Origin of the sequence: Nocardia sp. NPDC051052 (assembly GCF_044456045.1) — a bacterium.
Lineage (GTDB): Bacteria > Actinomycetota > Actinomycetes > Mycobacteriales > Mycobacteriaceae > Nocardia.
This window is the reverse complement of the sequence record NZ_JBITFL010000003.1, coordinates 699952-715408: the sequence shown is the minus strand read 5'-3', so window position 1 is coordinate 715408 and position 15457 is coordinate 699952. Positions and strand designations below refer to the sequence as shown.

Genomic DNA, 15457 nt, shown 5'->3' with positions numbered 1-15457 from the left:
GGGCCTCAGCACTTTTGGCCGGGCGTGCCCCAGGTGGCGCCCAGCACCGAGCGATGGGTGGGCAGCGCCCGGTCGTAGACCTCGCGGCCCTTCTCGGTGAGACAGACGAATACCGCGCGGCGGTCCTCGACGCACATGGTGCGTGACACCAGGCCGTCGCGCTCGAGCCGGGCCACCGCACGCGAGAGCGCGCTCTGACTCAGGTAGATGTCGTTGGCCAGATCGCTCATTCGATAGTCGCCGCAGTTGGCGTCGACCAGCCGGTCCAGCGTCTCGAACTCGCTGAGTCCGATCTGATGCTGTCCCTGTAGCGCTTTTTCCAGTGCGCAACTCACCGCCGCGTGCCGGTCGAGTAGCTCTCGCCACTCGCCAATCAGCCCGGTCTGCGCGACGGTGCGGCGGGCTGTTTCGATTGTCGATGGGTTCGACATGGCCCCATCTTAGTGCTGGCCCTCGATCTATGCAACTGCATTAAATGTGTTGGCATTTAATGCGTACGCATGTAACGTACCCCGCATGACTTCACCAGCAACCCTGGCGGCCGCTTCCGCGACCGATCCGACCAGATGGACTACCCGCCTTTGGGGCATGCTGATCACGCTGTGCATCGTGCTGTTCCTCGACGGCCTCGACGTGTCGATGATCGGTGTGGCGCTGCCGTCCATCGGCAACGAACTCGATCTCTCCACCTCAACCCTGCAGTGGCTGGTGAGCGGCTACATTCTCGGCTACGGCGGCCTGCTGCTGCTCGGTGGCCGCACCGCCGACCTGTTCGGCCGTCGCAAGGTCTTCCTGATCGCGCTGGCCATCTTCGCGATCGCCTCGCTCGCCGGTGGCTTGGTGAGCTCGGGTCCGCTGCTGATCCTCACCCGTTTCGTCAAGGGCCTGGCCGCCGCGTTCACCGCGCCGACCGGTCTGTCGATCATCACCACCAACTTCGCCGAAGGCCCGGCCCGCAACAAGGCGCTGTCCATCTACACCGTGTTCGGTGCCGGCGGCTACTCGTCCGGCCTGCTGTTCGGCGGCCTGATGACCGGCGTCGGCTGGCGCTGGACCTTCCTGCTGCCCGTCCCGATCGCGCTGGCCGCGCTGGCCGCCGCATGGGTGCTGGTGCCCAAGGACAAGCCCGCCGAGGGTGGCGGCCACGACCTGTTCGGCGCGCTGCTGTCCACCTCCGCCATGCTGCTGCTGGTCTACACCGTCGTCACGGCGCCGGAGGCCGGCTGGGTGTCGGCGCGCACGCTCGGTTCGTTCGCCGCGGTGCTCGTCTTGTTCGCCGGATTCATCGCGGTGGAGAAGCGGGTCAAGCACCCACTGGTCCGGCTCGGCATCCTGCGCAAGGTGTCGCTGGTCCGTGCCAGCCTGGCGATCGTCGCGGTGGCCGGCTCCTACTTCAGCTGGCAGTTCATCGTGACTCTGTACATGCAGGACACCCTCGGCTGGTCGCCGCTGAAGCTGTCGATGGCGCTGCTGCCGGTCGGCCTGATGGTCGCGTTGTCGGCGGTGTTCTCGGACAAGCTGGTCGACCGGTTCGGCACCGGCCCGATCATCGGCGTCACCATGGCCGTGATGGCCGTCGGCTACCTGCTGTTCCTGCGACTGGACACCGCGCCGTCGTACTGGACGATGCTGCTGCCCGCGATCATGCTGATCGGCATCGGCTGGGTCGGCTTCCCCGCCATCAACATTCAGGCGACCAACGGGATCGACGACGACGAGCAGGGTCTCGCGGCCGGTGTGCTGCAGACCTCCATGCAGGTCGGCGCGGCCATCGTGCTCGCGGTGACCACCGCGATCATCGCGTCGGGTACGCACGGTGACGCCTCGCCCACCGCGATGCTCGACACCTACCGGCCCGCTCTGATGTTCGCCGCGGCGGTCTCGATCGTCGGTGCGCTGGTTGCCCTTTCGGCCTTCTTCGGGAAGAAGCGCGCCGAGCAGCCCGAGGCGGCTCCGAAACCGGAACCGGAGCTCGAACTCGTCGGCTGACCCTCGCGGCCGACTCGAAAAGCCGACCGGCACCACTGTGGGGTGGTGCCGGTCGGCTTTCATGTTGCTCAGGAAAAGGGCGGTGCCGCAGTGTCTTTGGCGGAGCGGATGAAGGTCAGCGGGCTGCCGTCCCGGCCGAGGGTCGGCCAGTCGATACCGAGGCGCGGATCGAAAGCGTCGATGTCCCTGTCGAATTCGGGTGTGTACTCCAGCGAGCACAGATAGGTGACGGTGGAGTGGTCCTCGAGCGACAGGATCGCGTGCCCGAGGCCCTCGGACAGGTACATCGAGCGCCGGTCGACATCGTCGAGCAGCACGCTGTCCCAGCGCCCGTAGGTCGGCGAGCCGGGACGCAGGTCGACGACCACGTCGAGAAACGCGCCGCGCACGCAGGTCACGTACTTCGCCTGTCCCGGCGGATCCTCGGTGTAGTGGATGCCGCGCAGCACGCCCGCCGCCGAGACCGACAGGTTCACCTGGCGCAGATCGAACGGCCTGCCCGTCACCTTCTCGAACTCCGAGGCCTTGAACCCCTCGAGGAACATGCCGCGGCCGTCGCCGAGCTGGCGCGGGGTGATCACCCAGGCGCCGGGCACCGCGAGTTCCCTGAACTCCATGCTCACCAGTCCCTGCCGCGTTCGAGAATGTCGAGCAGGTAGCTGCCGTAGCCGGAGCGGACCAGCGGTGCGGCGAGCGCGCAAAGCTGCTCGTCGTCGATGAAACCCATCCGCCAGGCCACCTCCTCGGGCACGCCGATCTTGAGGCCCTGCCGTTCCTCGATGGTGCGCACGTAATTGGCGGCGTCGAGCAGCGAATCGAAGGTGCCGGTGTCGAGCCACGCGGTGCCGCGGGCGAGCACGTCGACGCGGAGCCGATCCTGGGCCAGGTAGGCCCGATTGATGTCGGTGATCTCGTATTCGCCACGCGCGGACGGCCGTAGCGTGCGGGCGATCTCGACGACGTCGTTGTCGTAGAAATACAGCCCGGGGATGGCGTAGTTGGACCGCGGCGTCTTCGGCTTCTCCTCGATCGATACCGCCCGGCCCTCGGTGAACTCGACCACGCCGTACGCGGTCGGATCCGAGACCCGGTAGGCGAACACCGCGCCGCCGTCGATGCCGGCGAAGCGGTTCAGGCTGGTGCCGAGCCCTGGGCCGTGAAAGATGTTGTCGCCGAGCACCAGTGCCGCCTTGTCGGTGCCGATGTGATCGGCGCCGAGCACGAAGGCGCGGGCCAGGCCGTCCGGTTCCGGCTGCACCACGTAGCTGATGGCGAGGCCGAACTGGGTGCCGTCGCCGAGCAGCCTGCCGAACGCGTCCGCGTCCGCGGGCGTGGTGATGACCAGGATGTCGCGAATGCCGGCGAGCATCAGGGTGGACAGCGGGTAGTAGACCATGGGCTTGTCGTAGACCGGGACCAGCTGCTTGCTGACCCCGCGCGTAATCGGATGCAACCGGGATCCGGTGCCACCAGCCAAGATGATTCCCCGCATGACCAGGAGTCTGCCAGCTCGGTCCGCGCCGGGCGCCGCGAGGTTCGCAGGCGCGGAGTCGAATTGATTACGGAATGGGCTTTCGCGGTTTCAGGAGCCGTTGATTCGGCGATTCTGTTGTTTAGGTCACACAACACATGGTGTTCTGAAACATCATTGTGTGAGATGTCAGCGCCGACAGCTCGCCTGGGACCGCTCGGTCGTGGCTCGGCGCACCAGTGGGTGAGGTAGGTGCGCGATGGCAGCGACCAGCGTCGGCGAGACCGGCAATGTGATGAATCCGGACAATCTGAGTGCCCCTGCGCGGCTGGTGCTCGCGGCCTGCCTCGGCGTCGTCCGGCCCGCCCTGCGCGCCGCACCGATCACCCGCGCGACCATCCCGATCGGCGCGCTGGCCATCGACGCGCTGGCCAGGTTGCGGCCGGAGCCGCAGGGGATCGACCGGGAGCAGGTGTCGCTCAACGGGTTCCGGATGGAGATCCTGCGCCCGGCAGGCGCGGCAAGGGCACTGCGCCACGGTGCCCTGCTGTACATGCACGGCGGCGGATTCGCGGTCTGTGGGCTCCGTACCCATCGGCCGGTCGCGGCGAGCCTGGCGCGGCGTACCGGCCTTCCGGTGGTCAACGTCGACTATCGACAGCTGCCGAGCAAGCGCATCACCAATTCGGTCGACGACTGCCTCACCGCGTACCGCTGGCTGCTGCGGCACGGCGCGGATCCGAGCCGGATCGTCTTCGCCGGTGATTCGGCGGGCGGCTACCTGAGCTTCGCCACCGCGTTGCGCGCGATCGAGCTCGGCCTGCCCGCGCCCGCCGGGCTGGTCGGGTTGAGCCCGCTGCTCGATCTGGACTACGCGGCCAAGCGAACGCACGTCAACGTCCGGAAGGACCCGTACATCCCGCTGCTCGCGCTGGAGGCGGTGGTTCGCATCGGCGCGGAGATCGACGGCAAGCTCGATCCGCTGCTTTCACCGGTCAACGGCATCCTGGCCGGCCTGCCGCCGGTGCTGCTGATCGCGGCCGAGGACGAGGTGCTGCGCTACGACTGCGAGCTGATGGCGCAGCGGCTCACCGCGGCGGGTGTGCCGAACGCGGTGGAGCTCTGGCGCGGTCAGGTGCACGCGTTCATGAGCATCGCGCCGAACCTGCCGGAGAGCAGAGCGGCGCTGGCTCGGGTGTCGCGCTTCGTCCGTGCTCGCATCGAGGAGGGCCAACAGGCGCGGACCGCGTAAGCCGTCCGGCCTGTCCAGGCGAGCCCCGTTCCGCTTGTGGCCGGGACGGGGCTCGCGCATGTCGGAAACCAGCGAAACCCCGCCCGGCCAGCGGCCGAGCGGGGTTTCGACGGTGTATTCGGTTGTCCGCGTTGCCTACTTGGCGGGCGCGGGCGCCGGGACCGACGGCTGCGCCAGGGTGGCGAAGTACTGGATCGCCGCACCGATCGCGACCGGGGCGGTGACGAAGATCTGACCGGCGACGGTGCCGAGGGCGCCGACGGCGATGATGCCGCCGAGGCAGCCGATGGCCGCGGCGGGGATGAACGGGCCGAAGAGGCCGATGATGGTGGCCGACGCGGCGGTGGCGCCGAGGATGCCGCCGAGCACGCAACCGACGGCCGCGCCGCCGAGGCCGCCGACCAGGGTGCCGATGGTGGCACCCATGGAGATGGTGCTGGTCATCCGGCTCCAGGCCGCCTGCTCACGGTCGTAATCGCTCTTCCACGGCGCCTTGTCCTCGAACGGCAGGGCGACGGGCTTGTAGGTCGCCTTGTCCATCTCGAACTGCGGGGTCAGCGTCGCGGTGTGATCGGCGATGTCCGCGGTGATCGGGAACTCGAACTCGTCGACCCGGAACTTCAGCGGGGTGCCCGCGACGGTGGTGCCGTTGGCGGCCTTGATCTTGAAGACACCGTCCTCGACGACCATGGAGCCCGCGTCGGTCTTGATGATCGACGTCGAGTCCACGGCCTGGGCGGTGAAGTTGATGGCGTCGCCGGACTCAGGGGCCGGGGCCGCGTTGACGGTGCCCGCGGTGACCCCGATCGAGGCGATGAGCAGGGCCGAGGTAGCGGCAAACTTTTTGATGATCATCTGTTTGGTCCTCATCCAGGTGCTTTTGGCAGGGGGTGGGGGCCGGAAACTGAGGTCGCAAACTATCAGTAACACGGCCGGGCTAACGGAAACCCGCTCGACGGACGGTCGAGCGGGTTCCGGGCTCGTCTTCTTCAGTTGTGCGAATTCAGTTGTGTAAGAGAGCTTCTCGACTTACTTCGGCGCGTTGAACGGGCCGGAGGTGGTCGCGAAGTACTGGATGGCCGCACCGATGGCAACCGGGGCGGTGATCAGGATCTGGCCCGCGACGGTGCCGAGCGCGCCGACGGCGATGATGCCGCCGAGGCAGCCCACCGCGGCGGCCGGAATGAACGGACCGAACATGCCGATGATGGTCGCCGCGGCAGCGGTGGCGCCAAGGATGCCGCCGAGCACGCAACCGACAGCCGCACCGCCGAGGCCACCGACGAGGGTGCCGATGGTGGCGCCCATCGCGATGGTGTCCTTCATGCGGTTGAAGGCAGCCTGCTCACGGTCGTATTCGCTCTTCCAGGGAGCCTTGTCTTCGAACGGCAGGGCGACGGGCTTGTAGGTCGCCTTGTCCATTTCGAACTGCGGGGTCAGCGTCGCGGTGTGATCCGCGATGTCGGCCGCGATCGGGAACTCGAACTCGTCCACGCGGAACTTCAGTTCGGTGCCCGTGAGGGTGGTGCCGTTGGCAGCCTTGATCTTCAAGGCGCCGTCTTCGACGACCATGGAGCCGGAGTCGGTCGAGACGATGGTCTGGGTGGGGGTGGAGCTCGCCGTGAAATTGACGGCTCCGTTATCGGCCTCGGGGGCCGGAGCCGCGTTGACGGTGCCAGCGGTCACGCCAAGAGCGGCGATCAGCAGCGCCGAGGTCGCGGCGAATTTCCTCATCAGCATTTTGTTGAAAACCTCGATGTGAAGCGTTCGGAGGGGACTAGACGATCGAAATCTAGACCAGCTAACGCACGGTGAACCGGTTGTGACCTTTTATTCAAATTTTGTTCACCAAGGAGACCCATGGCATGGTGGGGTTGCGGAAATATGCACGCATGCCAGGGTTTTGGGCGGCAAAGCGGACTGGGCGTCCTATATCTACCGAAGGGTATGAGACCAAGGTCACAGAGCGCAACTCTGGCGGATCGGCCGAGATCGCCCGGTGTTGCGTCGATCGCGAGCACACGATCCACGTAGAGTCATGGCGTGCGAGTGCTTGTCACCGGCGGAGCCGGATTCATCGGGGCCAACTTCGTCAAGCAGACCGTTGCCGACCGTCCGGATACCACCGTAACGGTGCTGGACGCGCTGACCTATGCCGGAAATCGCACCTCGCTGGACCCGGTGGCCGACCGCATCGATTTCGTGCACGGTGACATCGCCGATCTGGATCTGGTCGACGAACTCGTCAGCGGTGTCGACGCGGTAGTGCATTTCGCCGCCGAATCACATAACGACAACTCCCTCGCCGAGCCGTGGCCGTTCGTGCAGACCAATATTGTCGGCACCTATTCGCTGCTGCAGGCGGTGCGCCGCTACGACGTGCGTTACCACCATGTCTCCACCGACGAGGTCTACGGCGATCTCCTGCCCGACGAGCCCGCGTTCACCGAACGCACTCCGTACAACCCGTCCAGCCCGTACTCGGCCACCAAGGCGTCCAGTGACCTGCTGGTACGCGCCTGGACCCGCTCGTTCGGCGTGCGCGCCACGCTGTCCAACTGCAGCAACAACTACGGGCCGTACCAGCACGTGGAGAAGTTCATCCCGCGCCAGATCACCAACCTGATCGACGGCGTCCGGCCGCGGCTCTACGGCGCCGGCCATCAGGTGCGCGACTGGATCCAAGTCGACGACCACAACCGCGCCGTGTGGGACATCCTGGACCGCGGCCGGATCGGGCAGACCTACCTGATCGGCGCCGAGGGCGAGCTGGACAACAAGTCCGTGGTGCGGATGATCCTGGCCGCCTTCGACCGCGACCCGGACGACTTCGACCATGTCACCGATCGGCCCGGTCACGACCAGCGCTACGCGATCGACGCGACGCTGCTGCGCACCGAACTCGGCTGGACCCCGCGCTACGCCGACTTCCGGGCCGGCCTCGCCGCCACCGTGCAGTGGTACCGCGACAACGAATCCTGGTGGCGCCCATACAAAGCCGTCACCGAGCGGGCCTACGTCGCCGCGGGTGAGCAGACCCTCGGCTAGCCCCAGACGATGTCGTAGTACTTCCAGACCGCGCCGATCAGCGCGATCACCGTCGCGACAACCACCGTCACCGCGGGACCCACCGTCGGGGTCCGCCCGGCAACGTTGGTGAGCCGCAACGGCATCCAGCGCAGCAGCACGGCGAAGGCAACGATGGCCAGCGGCACGAAGTAGCGGCCCTGCACGCCGTCGATGATGTAGTAGCCGACCGGCGTGAACGACATGTACAGCGTCACATAGATCATCGCCACACTCGCCGCCACGGTGAGCGCGACCAGCAGCGTGCGCCGGAAGGTGGCGGCGGTCATCCGATCCGCGACACCGATGCTCACCGCGAAGGCGAACAGGCAGGCCAGCATCGTCAAGGCGGGCACGTCGATATAGGAGAAGCCGAGCTCGCCGAAGAACTGGCTGAACCACCGCTCGTCCCGCAGCGCGATGCTCTCACCGAATACGTTGATGAAATGCCCTGGGTCGGTGAGGATCCCGCGCAACTGCTCGCCCGGCCGCACCGAATGCCACTGGTGCTCCGGCCGCATCAGGCCCATACCGTCGCCGGTAGGCGCCGCGATCTTCATCCAGGCCGCGAAGATCAGCCCACCCAGCGCCGCGAAGGCCCAGGGGATCCCGCGCTTCCAACCGCTGAAGCCGAGCCGGTCCGCGGGCACCAGCACGACGAGCATCGCCAGCAGCACGTAGGTCGGCTTGCTCACCGGCAGCAGGATCGTCGCGGCGAGCAGCGCACCGGTCTCTACCCGGCCGAGCCGGTCGCCGACGAACAGCGCCTTCACCAGCAGCGCCGACACCATGATGGCCAGCGCGTTGGTCATGGTGTCCGCGGTGACGGTGCCCGCCTGGAACACCGCGATCGGCAGCACCGCGACGGTGAACGCCAGCCACTGCACCCGGTGCTTGCGCAACGCGTAGAGGCCGAAGCCGACCACGGTCAGGTAGGCGACCAGCCCGGCGAGCCTGGTCAGCGCGATCGTCGCACCGACGTCGAGGCCGAACGCCTCGGCAAGCCGAATGCCAACGGCGGCAGGGATATACGGCACCGGCGAGTAGGCGGCGGTGTTGGTGAACCAGACGGGCTCGGTGGCGTCGGATACCGCGGCGCCGCCGAGCCGGTCGTACGCGCCAGGGTCCTCGACCATCGAGCCGGGCTCTTCGGGGTTGGTCGTGTAGTCCCGCAGCGCGTAGCCCATCAGGGCGGTGATGCTCTTCGGAACGTCGCCGCCGTAGGCGACCCCGCGATCGTCGTGAATCTGCTGCGGCAGCAGTCCGCCGTGCGCGACCTGATAGGCGCGGCCGAACTGGGTGATCTCGTCATGGCCCCAGAAGGCGGGCGTGAGGTAGGTGAACAGGCCGCCGAAGATCGCGACGAGCACCGTGAAGGCGATCGTCGCCCCGCCGAAACGCGTCACGGCGCGGCCGGCGAACCCGGTCGGCGAGCCGTCAGAAGTCTTGACCGACACCGACTTCGCCGCACCATTGCCGTTGGCCGAGACGGGGGCCGTCTCGGCCGGCGTCGGTGCCGGAGTCGATTCGCGGTCTTCGGTCGTGGCTCGTTCCGCCGAGGCGGTCACCGTCCGGCTCCGCCGGTGCGGGCGTCACCGCCGTTGCCGTTCGGATGAAAGTCGTCCGCGCTCACCGCGGAGTAGCGCAGATACACCAGCCGCGCGGCCTCGTGCCGCGAGCGCCGGATGCCGTCCAGGATCAGGCCCGCGGTCCAGGCCAGGCTGCCGAGCAGCAGCAGGGTGAAGGCGAGGAACAGCGTCGGGAACCGGGGCACCGTGCCGGTGTTGTAGAACTCGACGACGATCGGGATGCTCAGCACGATCGACACCAGCCAGCTCAGCGTGCCGAACAGGCCGTAGAACAGCACCGGCCGCTCGTGCCTGGCCAGGCCGATGATCAGCGCCAGGATCTTGAGACCGTCGTGATAGGTGCGCAGCTTGCTCTCGCTGCCCGCCGGGCGGTCCCGGAAGTCGACCGGCACCGCGGTCCGCGGCACCCGCAGGTGCAGCGAGTGCACCGTCAGCTCGGTCTCGATCTCGAACTCGCGGGAGACCGCGGGGAAGCTCTTCACGAAGCGGCGGGAGAACACCCGGAAGCCGCTCAGCATGTCTTCGACGTTCTCGCCGAACACCTTGCCGACCACGCCGTTGAGCACCTTGTTACCGGTCTCGTGACCGGCGCGGTAGGCCGAGCCGCTCTCGTCCTGCCTGCGCACGCCGAGCACGTGGTCGTACGGACCGTCCAGCAGCGTCTTGATCATCAGCGGCGCGGCCGACGCCTCGTAGGTGTCGTCGCCGTCGATCATCAGATAGACATCGGCCTCGATGTCGGCGAAGGCGCGACGGACCACATTGCCCTTGCCCTTGGTGTACTCGTGGCGCACGATCGCCCCGGCGGTGCGGGCGCGCTCGGCCGTCTGGTCGGTGCTCAGATTGTCGTAGACGTAAACGACGATCCCCGGCACGGCGGCCTGCAGGTCGGCCACGACCTTGGCGACGGACGCTTCTTCGTTGTGGCACGGCACCACGGCGGCAATACGAAGCTCGGTGGAGTCCACCCGGGTCAATCCTCGCGATCGGTGGTGAATGTGGGAACACCGGGAGGGTACACGGCGGCGCGAGCGTTGGCCCGGAGGCGGCAGCTTGGGTAACCACGTAGGGGCCGCGAACGCCGCCAAGTCGGACACGAGCAACTCACCGTCGACGCGTGGCCGACCGCACCACGTCGTGGGCGGAATTTTCGGCCGGGCCACGACGCACGCGGGCTGCGGTACCGTCGGGCCGTGCCAACCAGTGAGTCGACCGCGCGGCCGGGCGAGACCGCGCCGCCCGCCGAAGCATCGATTGTCCGCAAGGTGCTCACCGCGCTGCGGCAGGGCAGCGCGTTCCTGGTGGTCGGGGCGCTCGGCTTCCTGGTCGACGCGGGCACATACAACCTCCTGGTGTTCTGGGGTGGCGAGGGGGTGCTCTATCACTACCCATTGCCCGCCAAGATCATCGCGATCGCGGTGGCGACGGTGGTCACCTACTTCGGGAACAAGTGGTGGACCTTCGCGCACAAGAAGACGGACAATCCCGGGCGCGAATACCTTCTCTACGCGGTCTTCAATGTCGTCGCGATCGGCCTGCAACTGGGTTGCCTCGGCTTCTCCCGGTACGTGCTCGACCTGTCTTCGCCGCTGTCGGACAACATCTCCGGCACGCTCATCGGCCAGATCGTGGCCGTGATCTTCCGCTACTGGGCCTACGACAAGTTCGTCTTCACCGGTGCTCGTGCGCCGGTGGACGCGGCCGATACCGAGACTTCAGCGAACGTTCGGCAACCGTAAAAGACACGTCGGCACCACCACTGAACAGGCAGCTAGCTACGCTGGTTGATATCCTCACCCCCGCCGCGAACGGCATCCAGGGGCAGTCTGTCCCGTCCGGCACGATAACGATTTCGAGGACTTCATGGATCAGTCGGCTACCCAAGCCGTGACCGAAACGAACGATCGAGCGCCGGCCGTTGTCGCCCCGGCCTCGCTGCGCTCCGACCACCTGGCGCCGGATCGGCTGGTGCTGCAGCGCGGCATCTTCACCGGCCCGTCGGCGAAGGTGAGCGACGAGCTGTATGCCGTCGTCAAGGGTCGCGCGCACCGGGAACGCCAGGTGCTGCGGCTGGAGAAGGGGACCGCCGCACACACCAACACCTACTTCGGCCGCTTCGCCGCGAGCTACTGGCAGCGCTGGACCACCGTCACCGAGGTGCGGGTGACCATGGCGCTAGACGTGACCAAGAAGGCATGGGCCCGCCTGGTCGCCTCCGACATCGCGGGGCATCGCCGGATCATCGACACCGCGCAGGTCACCGAGAGCGGCCCGCTGACGCTCGCCGCGCCGCTGGATCAGTACGTCGACGGCGGCGCGATCTGGCTCGAATTCGACGCCATCGGCGGCGACCTCGGCATTACCGAGGTCAGCTGGACCACCGCCGCGCCGGACCACATGCGTCCGGTCGCGATCGCCATCTGCACCTTCAACCGGGCCGAGGACTGCGCGCACACCGTCGCGGCGTTGGCCTCCGACGAGGTCGTGCTCGCCGCGATCGACGCGGTGTACGTGGTGGACCAGGGCACCGATCTGGTGCAGAACCGGCCGCGCTACCAAGAGGTCGCGCCGGTCTTCGGCGACAAGCTGCGCTACATCCGCCAGCCCAATCTCGGTGGGGCGGGCGGCTTTACCCGCGGCCTCTACGAGGTGTCCGCGGCCAACGAGCACGCCGACGTCATCCTGATGGACGACGACATCCTCTGCGAGCCGGAAACGGTGTTGCGGCTCAACGCCTTCGCCAACATGACGGTGGAGCCGACCCTGGTCGGCGCGCAGATGCTGTTCCTGCTCAACCCCGACTACCTCAATGTCGGCGCCGAAGAGGTGCATCTGCAGCAGCTGCGGCACGGGCAGAAGGTGCCGAAGGCGTTGCGCAACACCAGCATGCTGAAGAAGAACCAGGAGCGGCGCGTCGACGCGGGCTACAACGCCTGGTGGACCTGCCTGATCCCGGCCGAGGTGGTCGCCAAGATCGGGCTGCCGGTGCCGATCTTCTTCCAGTGGGACGACGTCGAATACGGCATCCGGGCCCGCGAGAACGGCTTCGTCACGGTCACCCTGCCCAACGCGGCGGTGTGGCACGCGGACTTCTACTGGAAGGACTACGACGACTGGGCGCGCTACTTCAGCACGCGCAACTCGTTGATCGTCGGCTCGCTGCACACCGATCTGGACGCGAAGGCGATCACCCGCAAGCTGTTCCGCGAGCTGTCCGAGCAGCTGGTCGCCATGCAGTACGGCCTGGTGCACACCACATTGCAGGGCATCGAGGACTTCCTTAAGGGACCGAAGGTGTTGCAGGACGGCGGCATCGACGCGCTGGCCGCCGCCCGCGGCACCAGGGCCGACTACGCCGAGACGATCAAGCACCCGGCGTCCACGCCGCCGGTGCGATCCGGTGACATCCAATTGCGCCGTGCCACCGGCGAACCGAGCCGTCCCGTGCTGGTGCTGATCAAGCGGGCCATCAACCAGTGGTTCGGTCGCACCCAGCACGGCGTCATCGGCGTCACCCGCGAAGACGCGTACTGGTGGCATGTTTCGCTGTTCGACCACGTGGTGGTCACCGACGCCTCACAGTCCGGCGTCCGGGTCCGGCAGCGGGACAAGGCACGGGCCCGTCAGCTGCTGCGCCGCACCATCCAGGTGCTGCGTCGGCTCCGCAACGAACTGCCCGCCCTGCAGCAGGAATACCGCGCCGCGGTGCCCGAGCTGACCAGCCGGGCCAACTGGGAACGCCTGTACGGCATCACGAATACCAAGCCCGCCAACTGATTTCGCACACAGCAAAGGGGACGGGCAAAGCTTGCCCGTCCCCTTTGCGGGTCGGTACTACCTGCCGAGCGGCGAGTCGTCCAGGAAGAGGTCGGTGGTGAGCTTGCCGTCGCCCGGCACGACCCGGTACTGCTCGAGATCCGTGATGCCGTGCGCGGCAAGGACATCGTCATCGATGAAGAAGTTGCCCGAGGTCGATTTGGCCGGTGACGTGAGCACCAGGTAGGCGGCGTCGGCGTAGATGTCGGGGGTGCGCGAGGTAGCGATCATCTCCTCGCCGCCGAGCAGGTTCTGCACCGCGGCGGTGGCGATGGTGGTGCGCGGCCACAGCGAGTTGACGCCGATGCCATCGCCCTTCAGTTCCTCCGCCAAACCCAGTGTGGTGAGCGACATTCCGTACTTGGCGATGGTGTAGCCCAGTGCCATGCCCGCCCACCTCGGGTTGAGGTTGAGCGGCGGGGACAGGGTGAGGATGTGCGGATTGCGGTCGGCCGCCGCCGATTCGCGCAGGTGCGGGATGCTCAGCTTGGACAGCAGGAAGCTGCCCCTGGTGTTGATGTCCTGCATCAGGTCGTACTTCTTCATCGCCAGCGCGTCGGTGGGCGACAGATCGATCGCCGAGGCGTTGTTCACCACGATGTCGATGCCGCCGAACCGCTCGACCGTCTGCCGCACGGCCTCGGCCACCGACTCATCGATGCGCACGTCGCCGACGAACGGCAGCACCTGGGCGCCCGCCGCCTCGAGCTCCGCCGCCGCGGTATGGATGGTGCCGGGAAGCTTGGGATGCGGCAGATCGGTCTTGGCGATCAGCGTGATGTTCGCGCCGTCGGCCGCGGCCCGCTTGGCGATCTCCAGCCCGATGCCCCGGCTGCCGCCGGACATGATCAGCGTCCGGCCCGCGAGCGGCTTGGATCCCGATTCCGTCATTGACCTGCTCCTGTCGTCAGCGCCGCAGGTAAGGCCCCGCAGCCTTCCACCGTGTGCACAATAAGCGTAAACCCTCGTCATATGCAACGGGTTGCATAGGGTGGTCGGGGGCGGTACCTGATCGCCGATCAGGTACCGCCCGCTCGGTGCGTCAGCGGCGGGAGCCGCGTTCCCGATAGCCCTGCCGCTGCTGTTTGGTGATGGCGCGCCAGTCGCGTTTGCGCTCGGCTTCCAGGCGCTTGTCGGTGCGGGCCGCCATCCAGGCGTTCTCCTTGGCCAGCTTGCGGTAGCTGTCGAAGCGCCGCTGGGGGAGTTCGCCGTTATCGATGGCGGCCAGCACGGCACAGCCCGGCTCGCCGTTGTGCGCGCAGTCGCCGAACCGGCAACGGGCGACGAGGGATTCGATATCGCTGAAGGTCTTCTCGATGCCTTCGGCGGCGTCCCACAACCCGATCCCGCGCAGGCCCGGCGTGTCGATGAGTGTGCCGCCGTTGGGCAGCGGCCGCAGCTCCCGATGCACCGTGGTGTGCCGCCCCTTCTTGTCCGCCGCGCGAACGGCGCTGGTGGCGAACACTTCCTGCCCGAGCAGGGCATTGGCGAGGGTGGACTTCCCGGCACCAGACGGGCCGATGAGCGCGACGGTTCCGTCGAGCATGGCCGCGAGCACGTCCAGCCCGGCACCGCTGCTCGCGCTCACCGCGAGCACCCTCGCACCGGGCGCGACGGCCTGCGCTTCCTGAAGTGGAATATCCACTGCCGCATCGGCTTTGGTCAGCACCACGATCGGCTGCGCGTTGCTCTCCCAGGCCAGCGCGAGCATTCGCTCGATCCGCCCCAGGTCGACGTCCGCGTCGGCCGCGGTGCAGAGCAACACCGTGTCGACATTGGCGGCGAGCACCTGACCCCGCGACCGGCCGGACACCGACGACCGCATGATCGCCGACCGTCGCGGAAGCAGCTGCCGCACAGACGATTCGGCATCGATCGTGACCCAGTCGCCGGTGCACAGCCCGCTGACCTCGGCATCGGCCCGAGGACACCGGGCGCGGGTGACACCGGTCGGTGTGGCGACATCACATTCGCTGCGATCCATCCGGATAACCCGGGCGGGCACGCAATTCTCCTCGATCATCGAGGCATAGTCATCAGCTACGGCTTCGGTCCAGCCGTAAGGAACAAGAAGGTCGTTCTCGACCATGATGGAAGGAATCTTTCGTTGGGCACCGAGCCCAACGCGGACTCAGCGACTGAGGGATGAGGTGGCGTTCCGTGTGGCGGCGTGCTCGAGCACAGCTCGTCCGGACACGACAATCCGAAGTTTCCTAGCCACGGTCACACCTCCTCGCCTCTCTCGCAGTCGTCCCAACTTTGACATGGGCCTAG

General features: G+C 67.3%; 14 protein-coding genes. 5 read left to right on the top strand and 9 right to left on the bottom strand.

What is annotated here, in order from left to right:
* Window positions 1–5: 5 nt before the first annotated feature.
* Window positions 6–431 (bottom strand): MarR family winged helix-turn-helix transcriptional regulator, encoded by a 426-nt coding sequence (locus ACIBCN_RS13650; protein ID WP_396991801.1) that lies wholly within the window; start codon window positions 429–431, stop codon window positions 6–8.
* Window positions 432–516: 85 nt separating this feature from the next.
* On the opposite strand from ACIBCN_RS13650, the gene ACIBCN_RS13645 reads away from it, so the two are divergent.
* The gene (locus ACIBCN_RS13645; protein WP_396991800.1) at window positions 517–1989 is read left to right on the top strand and encodes an MFS transporter; all 1473 of its coding nucleotides are present in this window, start codon (window positions 517–519) and stop codon (window positions 1987–1989) included.
* 68 nt (window positions 1990–2057) lie between these two features.
* Here ACIBCN_RS13645 and ACIBCN_RS13640 read toward each other — a convergent pair whose 3' ends face one another.
* Both ACIBCN_RS13640 and rfbA read right to left on the bottom strand, forming a co-directional pair.
* On the bottom strand, window positions 2058–2606 hold the full coding sequence (locus ACIBCN_RS13640) for a dTDP-4-dehydrorhamnose 3,5-epimerase family protein (RefSeq protein WP_396991799.1): 549 nt from the start codon (window positions 2604–2606) through the stop codon (window positions 2058–2060).
* Between the two features lie 2 nt (window positions 2607–2608).
* Window positions 2609–3481 carry a glucose-1-phosphate thymidylyltransferase RfbA gene (gene rfbA, locus ACIBCN_RS13635; protein ID WP_396991798.1) on the bottom strand — a complete coding sequence of 291 codons (873 nt, stop codon included), beginning with the start codon at window positions 3479–3481 and terminating at the stop codon, window positions 2609–2611.
* 238 nt (window positions 3482–3719) lie between these two features.
* On the opposite strand from rfbA, the gene ACIBCN_RS13630 reads away from it, so the two are divergent.
* Window positions 3720–4712 carry an alpha/beta hydrolase gene (locus ACIBCN_RS13630; RefSeq protein WP_396991797.1) on the top strand — a complete coding sequence of 331 codons (993 nt, stop codon included), beginning with the start codon at window positions 3720–3722 and terminating at the stop codon, window positions 4710–4712.
* A gap of 135 nt (window positions 4713–4847) precedes the next feature.
* Here ACIBCN_RS13630 and ACIBCN_RS13625 read toward each other — a convergent pair whose 3' ends face one another.
* Together ACIBCN_RS13625 and ACIBCN_RS13620 are read right to left on the bottom strand one after the other, a co-directional pair.
* A complete protein-coding gene (locus ACIBCN_RS13625) occupies window positions 4848–5567 on the bottom strand; it encodes a hypothetical protein (protein ID WP_396991796.1) in 720 nt (239 codons plus the stop codon).
* 174 nt (window positions 5568–5741) lie between these two features.
* On the bottom strand, window positions 5742–6452 hold the full coding sequence (locus ACIBCN_RS13620; RefSeq protein ID WP_396991795.1) for a hypothetical protein: 711 nt from the start codon (window positions 6450–6452) through the stop codon (window positions 5742–5744).
* A gap of 303 nt (window positions 6453–6755) precedes the next feature.
* Between ACIBCN_RS13620 and rfbB the strand changes: the two genes are divergently transcribed.
* The gene (rfbB, locus tag ACIBCN_RS13615) at window positions 6756–7760 is read left to right on the top strand and encodes a dTDP-glucose 4,6-dehydratase (protein WP_396991794.1); all 1005 of its coding nucleotides are present in this window, start codon (window positions 6756–6758) and stop codon (window positions 7758–7760) included.
* Here rfbB and ACIBCN_RS13610 read toward each other — a convergent pair.
* Together ACIBCN_RS13610 and ACIBCN_RS13605 are read right to left on the bottom strand one after the other, a co-directional pair.
* Entirely contained in the window at window positions 7757–9346 is a 1590-nt protein-coding gene (locus ACIBCN_RS13610; RefSeq protein ID WP_396991793.1) for a DUF2142 domain-containing protein, read from the bottom strand. The two genes, rfbB and ACIBCN_RS13610, sit on opposite strands and share 4 nt — an antisense overlap.
* Window positions 9343–10335: a glycosyltransferase gene (locus ACIBCN_RS13605; protein WP_396991792.1), complete on the bottom strand. Its 993-nt coding sequence runs from the start codon at window positions 10333–10335 to the stop codon at window positions 9343–9345. Before ACIBCN_RS13605 ends, ACIBCN_RS13610 begins: the two co-directional genes overlap by 4 nt.
* 225 nt (window positions 10336–10560) lie before the next feature.
* Here ACIBCN_RS13605 and ACIBCN_RS13600 point away from each other — a divergent pair, with 225 nt between their 5' ends.
* The gene (locus ACIBCN_RS13600) at window positions 10561–11106 is read left to right on the top strand and encodes a GtrA family protein (protein WP_396991791.1); all 546 of its coding nucleotides are present in this window, start codon (window positions 10561–10563) and stop codon (window positions 11104–11106) included.
* Between the two features lie 124 nt (window positions 11107–11230).
* A complete protein-coding gene (locus ACIBCN_RS13595; RefSeq protein WP_396991790.1) occupies window positions 11231–13144 on the top strand; it encodes a glycosyltransferase in 1914 nt (637 codons plus the stop codon).
* Between the two features lie 57 nt (window positions 13145–13201).
* Here ACIBCN_RS13595 and ACIBCN_RS13590 read toward each other — a convergent pair whose 3' ends face one another.
* Window positions 13202–14074 (bottom strand): SDR family oxidoreductase, encoded by an 873-nt coding sequence (locus ACIBCN_RS13590; protein WP_396991789.1) that lies wholly within the window; start codon window positions 14072–14074, stop codon window positions 13202–13204.
* Between the two features lie 151 nt (window positions 14075–14225).
* Window positions 14226–15272: a ribosome small subunit-dependent GTPase A gene (gene rsgA / locus ACIBCN_RS13585; RefSeq protein ID WP_396991788.1), complete on the bottom strand. Its 1047-nt coding sequence runs from the start codon at window positions 15270–15272 to the stop codon at window positions 14226–14228.
* Between the last annotated feature and the right edge of the window lie 185 nt (window positions 15273–15457).

Excerpts from the sequence above, each read along its gene's own strand:
- ACIBCN_RS13590 (WP_396991789.1), bottom strand. The coding sequence starts at position 14,074 with ATGACGGAATCGGGATCCAAGCCGCTCGCGGGCCGGACGCTGATCATG.
- rsgA (WP_396991788.1), bottom strand. The coding sequence starts at position 15,272 with ATGGTCGAGAACGACCTTCTTGTTCCTTACGGCTGGACCGAAGCCGTA.
- rfbA (WP_396991798.1), bottom strand. The coding sequence starts at position 3,481 with ATGCGGGGAATCATCTTGGCTGGTGGCACCGGATCCCGGTTGCATCCG.
- ACIBCN_RS13650 (WP_396991801.1), bottom strand. The coding sequence starts at position 431 with ATGTCGAACCCATCGACAATCGAAACAGCCCGCCGCACCGTCGCGCAG.
- ACIBCN_RS13640 (WP_396991799.1), bottom strand. The coding sequence starts at position 2,606 with ATGGAGTTCAGGGAACTCGCGGTGCCCGGCGCCTGGGTGATCACCCCG.
- ACIBCN_RS13620 (WP_396991795.1), bottom strand. The coding sequence starts at position 6,452 with ATGCTGATGAGGAAATTCGCCGCGACCTCGGCGCTGCTGATCGCCGCT.
- ACIBCN_RS13645 (WP_396991800.1), top strand. The coding sequence starts at position 517 with ATGACTTCACCAGCAACCCTGGCGGCCGCTTCCGCGACCGATCCGACC.
- ACIBCN_RS13595 (WP_396991790.1), top strand. The coding sequence starts at position 11,231 with ATGGATCAGTCGGCTACCCAAGCCGTGACCGAAACGAACGATCGAGCG.
- ACIBCN_RS13625 (WP_396991796.1), bottom strand. The coding sequence starts at position 5,567 with ATGATCATCAAAAAGTTTGCCGCTACCTCGGCCCTGCTCATCGCCTCG.
- ACIBCN_RS13630 (WP_396991797.1), top strand. The coding sequence starts at position 3,720 with ATGGCAGCGACCAGCGTCGGCGAGACCGGCAATGTGATGAATCCGGAC.